Genomic DNA, 5,847 nt, shown 5'->3' on the forward strand with positions numbered 1-5,847 from the left:
GCACACCGCGCACACCACCAATCCGGTGCCCGTTCTGCTGGTAGGTGATAACGGCCCGCTGAGCGACGGGCAGCTGTCCGATCTCGCGCCCACACTGCTCAAGCTGATGGGGCTGCCACAGCCGACCGAGATGACCGGCAAATCGCTGATCGGTTAGCACCGCGCGCGGCGATCTCCGCCGCCGCGTTTGATGCGCTCAGAGCTCGGCGAGCCCGAGCACGTCCATCATCGAATACAGGCCCGGCTTCTTGCCGTGCGCCCACATCGCCGCTTTCAGCGCCCCATGGGCGAAGATCATGCGGTCCTCGGCCCTGTGGCTGAGTTCGATGCGCTCATAGGGGCCGGCGAAGATCACGCTGTGATCGCCGGTCACGGTGCCGCCGCGCAGCGACGCGAAGCCGATGTCGCCGGTCTTGCGGGCGCCGGTGATGCCGTCACGGCCGCGCGCAGAATGCGTTTCCAGATCGACCTTGCGGCCGGCGGCCGCCGCCTCGCCGAGCAACAGCGCAGTGCCGGACGGCGCATCGATCTTGGCGCGGTGATGCATTTCGACGATCTCGATGTCGAAACTGTCGTCCAGCGACTGCGCCACGCGCTTCGCCAGCGCCGCCAGCAGATTGACGCCGAGGCTCATATTGCCGGACTTCACCACGATCGCCTGCTTGGTGACGCTCTGGATCACCGCATTGTCGGACGACGACAGCCCGGTGGTGCCGATCACATGGACGATGCCGCGCTGCGCCGCGATCGCCACATTGGCGAGCGTGGCGGCCGGCACGGTGAAGTCGAGGATGCCGTCGGCATTCGCCGAGAGCTTCCACAAATCGCCCGACAGCTGAACGCCGTTGGCCGGCAGGCCGGCGAGCACGCCGGCATCCTGGCCGAGCAACTCCGAGCCCGGCGCTTCCAGCGCGCCGGTCAGCACGACGCCTTTGGTCTCGCTGATCGCCCGCGTCAGGGCGCGGCCCATGCGGCCGCCGGCTCCGGCAACGATCAGACGCATCTCGGACATCGGCTCACGATCCTCTTTCTAGGCGCGGTATAGCGGCGCGATGACAACGCGGCAACTCACCGGACGGCGAAGCCGCACCGCGACCGGCGGTCAGCCAGGCTGCGGGCCGTCATAGCCCTCGATGATAATCAGGTCGCTCTCCGCGTAGGGAGCGCGAGCTTTGACCAACGCCTGATATTCCGGGGAATGAAAGCAGGCGAGTGCCGTGGCGTAGTCCTGGAATTCGATCACCACGTTGCGGCTGCGCGACGAGCCTTCGGCAGTCTCAAAGGATCCGCCGCGGACGAGGACCCGGGCGCCGAATTTGGCGAATACCGCGCCATTGTGAGCGACGTAGTCACGCTTGTAGGCGTCGAGGTCGTGCACATCGACCCGCGCCACCCAGTAGCCTTTGGCCATCGTTCTCTCCCGTCGTTATTTCGCAGCCGCGATCTCGGCGACGATCGCATCGGCCGCCTGCTTCGGGTCGGCTGCTTCCATCACCGGACGGCCGACCACCAGATAGCTGGCGCCGGCGGCGATCGCCTTGCCGGGCGTCATGATCCGTTTCTGATCACCGGCGGCCGCGCCGGCCGGCCGGATGCCTGGCGTCACCAGTGCCATGTCGGGGCCGATCAGGCCGCGCAGATGGCCGGCTTCCTCGGGCGAGCACACCAGGCCGTCGACGCCGATCGCCTGCGCCTGGCGGGCGCGTGCCTCGACCAGGTCGCGCACGCCGAGCGCGTAGCCGGCGTCGGTGAGATCGCGATCATCGTAGGAGGTGAGCACGGTGACGGCGAGGATTTTCAAGCCCGAGTTGCCGCGCGCCTCGACAGCGGCCCGCATCGTCTGCGGATAGGCGTGCACGGTGAGGAAGGTCGCCCCCAATGAGCTGAGGCTTTCCACGCCCCGCGCGACCGTGTTGCCGATGTCGTGCAGCTTGAGATCGACGAACACCTTCTTGCCGGCATCAACCAGCTTCGGCACCAGCGCGAGCCCGCCTGCATAGGCGAGCTGATAGCCGATCTTGTAGAAGCCAACGCTGTCGCCGAGCCGGGCGATCATCGCTTCGGCGGCCTCGACGCTCGGCACGTCGAGCGCGACGATCAGCCGGTCACGATCTGCGGGGTCGGCCTGCGCCATGTCGGTTACCTCATCATTTGCTGAGCGAAGTCGATCAATTGCCGGACCATCGCGTCCATCGCGGCGATATCGGCGGGAAGCTTCAGACGATCGCTCTCGTCATACGCCTGATGCGCGAAGGACAGCGTGAGTTGGTTGGGAATCACCGGCGCGCGGCAGCCGGACAGGATCAGCCGCAGCGCCGCAAGGCATCGCGCACCGCCGAGCTTGCCTTCGGACGCGGAGGCCAGCGCGAAGGCACGTTCACGGAAGACCTGTCCCTGTGTCTCGTGCGGATCCTCGACGCGCGTCACCCAGTCGATCGCGTTCTTGAGCAGTGCCGGCGGCGCCGAGTTGTATTCCGGCGTGACGATCAGCACGCCGTGATGCGAGCCGATCATCCGCTTCAGCTTCACCGCATTGGCCGGCACACCGGACTTCGCCTCGAGGTCGCCGTCGTAGATCGGCAGCGGATAGTCCCCGAGCGAGATCCGGGTGACGTCGACGTCGGCCTTGGCGAATTCATGCACGGCTGCAGCCGCCAGCCGCACATTGTGCGAGCCGGTGCGCAGCGAACCCGGAATGACGAGGATCTTCACCGCGGACATGACGCTGATCTCCTGACGGCCCACGCAGGCGCGACCGCGCTTTGTTTAACGGAGTTGAGCGGCGGGGAAACTGAAAATTCGGCGAGGAGAGCAGCGGCAGCAAATCGGGAAAGGCAGGAAGGTCTCAACCTTTCCGATAGACCCAGACCCGAGCCGGCGGGATGTTCATCCAGATCCGTTCCGACGCTTCGGTCGCAACGCCGGGGAGCGATTTGGGAATCGGAGGCGCCACCGAATAGGTGAACTGAACGAAGGGCGCGCCGGGCTCGAGCAGATTGAACGAATCCCGGATCAGCTTCATCCGGGTCAACATCGGCTTGGTGACGAGCGGAAGGCCGGACACCACCGCGGTCGCCGGATCTGGCAGGATCTGCCACAGCGTATCGCGCAGCCGGTAAGCGTCGCCTTGCACGATGGTGGCTTGCGGGTAGCGTTCGCGCAGCAGCGCGCAGAAGCTCGGATTGTATTCGACCAGAACCAGCCGCTTCTGATCGACACCATGCTCGACCAGCGCGTTCGTGATCGCGCCGGTCCCCGGTCCAAGTTCGATGACGGGCCCGTTCGAATCGATATCGACATACTGGGCCATAGTGCGGGCGAGCAGTTTGCCCGAAGGCATCACCGCGCCCATGTGCAGCGGCTTTTCGATCCAGGAACGAAGGAAGCGAACCTCGTCATCGAGAGGACGGGGCGGCTTCTTCAACGCACGAGCCGTGGACTGCAAAGCCATTCCGCTACCAAACCGGGAGGTATTTAGCCCAGTGTCAAATTATTGTTACATCACAACTATAGGGCACTTCCCAGCCGGTCAAGTTAGACGGTTAGGGAGTGCTTGCGCGGGAGCCGAAGAAGTCCTTGACCTTGGAGAAGAAACCCGCGGCCTCGGGTTGAGTTGCACCGGAAGACAATTTTTCGAATTCCGCCAGCAGCTCCTGCTGCTTCTTCGTGAGATTTTGCGGCGTTTCCACGGCAACCTGGACATACATATCGCCAATCTGGCGCGAGCGAAGCACGGGCATGCCTTTTCCCGCGATACGGAAACGTCGGCCCGTCTGCGTGCCCGAGGGGACCTTCACCTTGGTCTTGCCGCGCTCGATCGTCGGGACTTCGAACTCACCGCCGAGCGCCGCAGTCACCATCGAGATTGGCACGCGGCAGTGCAGGTCCGCGCCATCGCGCTGGAAGATGTCGTGCGGAGCCAGCGACAGGAAAATGTAGAGGTCGCCGGGAGGACCACCGCGGACCCCGGCCTCGCCTTCGCCGGCGAGACGGATGCGGGTGCCATCCTCGACGCCCTGCGGAATGTTGACCGAGAGATTGCGTTCTTTGGTGACACGGCCGGAGCCGCTGCAGGACGGGCAGGGATCCTCGATCGTTTGGCCGCGCCCCTGGCAGCTCGGGCAGGTACGCTCCAGCGTGAAGAAGCCCTGGGCCTGCCGCACGCGCCCGGCGCCGCCGCAAGTCGAGCAGGTCTTCGGCTTGGTGCCGGCCTTGGCGCCGGTGCCGGAGCAGGGATCGCAGGTCACCGAAACCGGAATCTCGATCTGCGCGGTCTTGCCCTTGTAGGCGTCCTCGAGGGTGATCTCCATGTTGTAGCGCAGATCGGCGCCGCGCTCGCGGCCGGTGCCGCGGCCACGCTGACCGGCCATGCCGAACAGGTCTTCGAAAATATCGGAGAACGATGACGCGAAGCCGGCGCCGAATCCCGCGCCGCCGCCCATGCCCTGCTCGAACGCGGCGTGGCCGTAGCGGTCGTAGGCGGCGCGCTTGTCGCCGTCCTTCAGCACCTCGTAGGCTTCGTTGATTTCCTTGAACTTGATCTCGCTGGAGGCGTCGCCCGGATTGCGATCCGGGTGCCACTTCATCGCCAACTTGCGGAATGCGCTCTTGAGCGTCGATTCGTCGGCGTTGCGCTCGACTTCAAGGGTTTCGTAGTAGCAACGCTTGGTCGTGGACATCCGTCAAACCTGCTCGAACTCGTTCGATCCCTACGGCAGCCTGCAGCTTCAGCCACAGCCTTGAAGCCTGCAGCTTTCATGCCGCGTCTGGCCCAACGAAAACAACCCCCACCTGATGATCGCAAAGGCGCGTTCGTCAGATGGGGGTCGGATTCTCCGTCAAGAAGCTGGATTAGGCCGACTTCTTGTTGTTCTTGTCGTCGTCCACCTCGGTGAACTCGGCGTCGACGACATCGTCCTTGGCCGCGTGCTTCGCGGCGTCGGATTCGGCCTGCTGCTTGTACATCGCCTCGCCGAGCTTCATCGAAGCCTGCGCCAGCGTGTTGCTCTTGGCCTTGATGGCCTCGGCATCGTCACCCTTCAGGGCTTCGCGCAGGTCGCCCAGCGCGTCCTCGATGGCGCGACGCTCGCTCTCCTCGACCTTCGAACCATGCTCGGCCAGCGCCTTCTCGGTGGAGTGCACCAGCGCGTCGGCGTGGTTCTTGGCATCGACCGCTTCGCGGCGGCGCTTGTCCTCGGCCGCATTGGCCTCGGCATCCTTGACCATCTTGTCGATGTCGGCGTCGGACAGACCGCCCGAAGCCTGGATGCGGATCTGCTGCTCCTTGCCGGTCGCCTTGTCCTTGGCCGAGACGTTGACGATGCCGTTGGCGTCGATGTCGAACGTCACCTCGATCTGCGGCATGCCGCGCGGGGCCGGCGGAATGCCCATCAGGTCGAACTGGCCGAGGATCTTGTTGTCGGCCGCCATTTCGCGCTCACCCTGGAAGACCCGGATGGTGACCGCGTTCTGATTGTCCTCCGCGGTCGAGAACACCTGGCTCTTCTTGGTCGGGATCGTGGTGTTGCGCTCGATGATCCGGGTGAACACGCCACCCAGCGTTTCGATGCCCAGCGACAGCGGGGTGACGTCGAGCAGCAGCACGTCCTTGACGTCGCCCTGCAGCACGCCGGCCTGGATCGCCGCGCCAATCGCCACGACTTCGTCCGGGTTGACGCCCTTGTGCGGCTCCTTGCCGAACAGCTGCTTCACCACTTCCTGAACCTTCGGCATGCGGGTCATGCCGCCGACCAGCACCACTTCCGAAATGTCGCTGGCCTTCAGGCCGGCGTCGGCGAGCGCCTTCTTCATCGGCTCGATCGTGCGCTGGATCAGGCTGTCGACGAG

The 5,847-nt window shown here is 65.0% G+C and carries 7 protein-coding genes and 1 pseudogene; 1 reads left to right on the forward strand and 7 read right to left on the reverse strand.

Translation table 11 applies throughout. The features are described from left to right. Positions 1–157: pseudogene (locus tag ACOJTD_RS16810) on the forward strand (2,3-bisphosphoglycerate-independent phosphoglycerate mutase); the annotation flags it as partial. A 39-nt stretch (positions 158–196) separates the two neighbouring features. Here ACOJTD_RS16810 and dapB read toward each other — a convergent pair. The 7 genes from dapB to ACOJTD_RS16845 form a co-directional block, all read right to left on the reverse strand. After that, entirely contained in the window at positions 197–1,012 is an 816-nt protein-coding gene (dapB, locus tag ACOJTD_RS16815) for a 4-hydroxy-tetrahydrodipicolinate reductase (RefSeq protein ID WP_420134027.1), read from the reverse strand. 90 nt (positions 1,013–1,102) lie between these two features. Beyond that, a complete protein-coding gene (locus ACOJTD_RS16820) occupies positions 1,103–1,411 on the reverse strand; it encodes a DUF1330 domain-containing protein (protein WP_420134028.1) in 309 nt (102 codons plus the stop codon). 15 nt (positions 1,412–1,426) lie between these two features. Further along, positions 1,427–2,134 (reverse strand): orotidine-5'-phosphate decarboxylase, encoded by a 708-nt coding sequence (gene pyrF, locus ACOJTD_RS16825; RefSeq protein ID WP_420134029.1) that lies wholly within the window; start codon positions 2,132–2,134, stop codon positions 1,427–1,429. A gap of 5 nt (positions 2,135–2,139) precedes the next feature. After that, the gene (locus tag ACOJTD_RS16830; RefSeq protein WP_420134030.1) at positions 2,140–2,721 is read right to left on the reverse strand and encodes an NADPH-dependent FMN reductase; all 582 of its coding nucleotides are present in this window, start codon (positions 2,719–2,721) and stop codon (positions 2,140–2,142) included. A 124-nt stretch (positions 2,722–2,845) separates the two neighbouring features. Continuing rightward, the gene (locus ACOJTD_RS16835; RefSeq protein WP_420134031.1) at positions 2,846–3,451 is read right to left on the reverse strand and encodes a class I SAM-dependent methyltransferase; all 606 of its coding nucleotides are present in this window, start codon (positions 3,449–3,451) and stop codon (positions 2,846–2,848) included. 91 nt (positions 3,452–3,542) lie between these two features. Continuing rightward, complete coding sequence (gene dnaJ / locus ACOJTD_RS16840; RefSeq protein ID WP_420134032.1) at positions 3,543–4,679, reverse strand: molecular chaperone DnaJ; 1,137 nt, start codon at positions 4,677–4,679, stop codon at positions 3,543–3,545. Positions 4,680–4,851: 172 nt separating this feature from the next. Continuing rightward, positions 4,852–5,847 (reverse strand): Hsp70 family protein (locus ACOJTD_RS16845; protein ID WP_420134033.1); only part of this gene is annotated, 996 nt, incomplete at its 5' end.

Source organism: Rhodopseudomonas sp. (genome assembly GCF_048594845.1).
GTDB lineage: Bacteria > Pseudomonadota > Alphaproteobacteria > Rhizobiales > Xanthobacteraceae > Rhodopseudomonas.

Coding starts and splice junctions, on each gene's coding strand:
- ACOJTD_RS16830 (WP_420134030.1), bottom strand. CDS start 2,721: ATGTCCGCGGTGAAGATCCTCGTCATTCCGGGTTCGCTGCGCACCGGC.
- pyrF (WP_420134029.1), bottom strand. CDS start 2,134: ATGGCGCAGGCCGACCCCGCAGATCGTGACCGGCTGATCGTCGCGCTC.
- dnaJ (WP_420134032.1), bottom strand. CDS start 4,679: ATGTCCACGACCAAGCGTTGCTACTACGAAACCCTTGAAGTCGAGCGC.
- ACOJTD_RS16820 (WP_420134028.1), bottom strand. CDS start 1,411: ATGGCCAAAGGCTACTGGGTGGCGCGGGTCGATGTGCACGACCTCGAC.
- ACOJTD_RS16835 (WP_420134031.1), bottom strand. CDS start 3,451: ATGGCTTTGCAGTCCACGGCTCGTGCGTTGAAGAAGCCGCCCCGTCCT.
- dapB (WP_420134027.1), bottom strand. CDS start 1,012: ATGTCCGAGATGCGTCTGATCGTTGCCGGAGCCGGCGGCCGCATGGGC.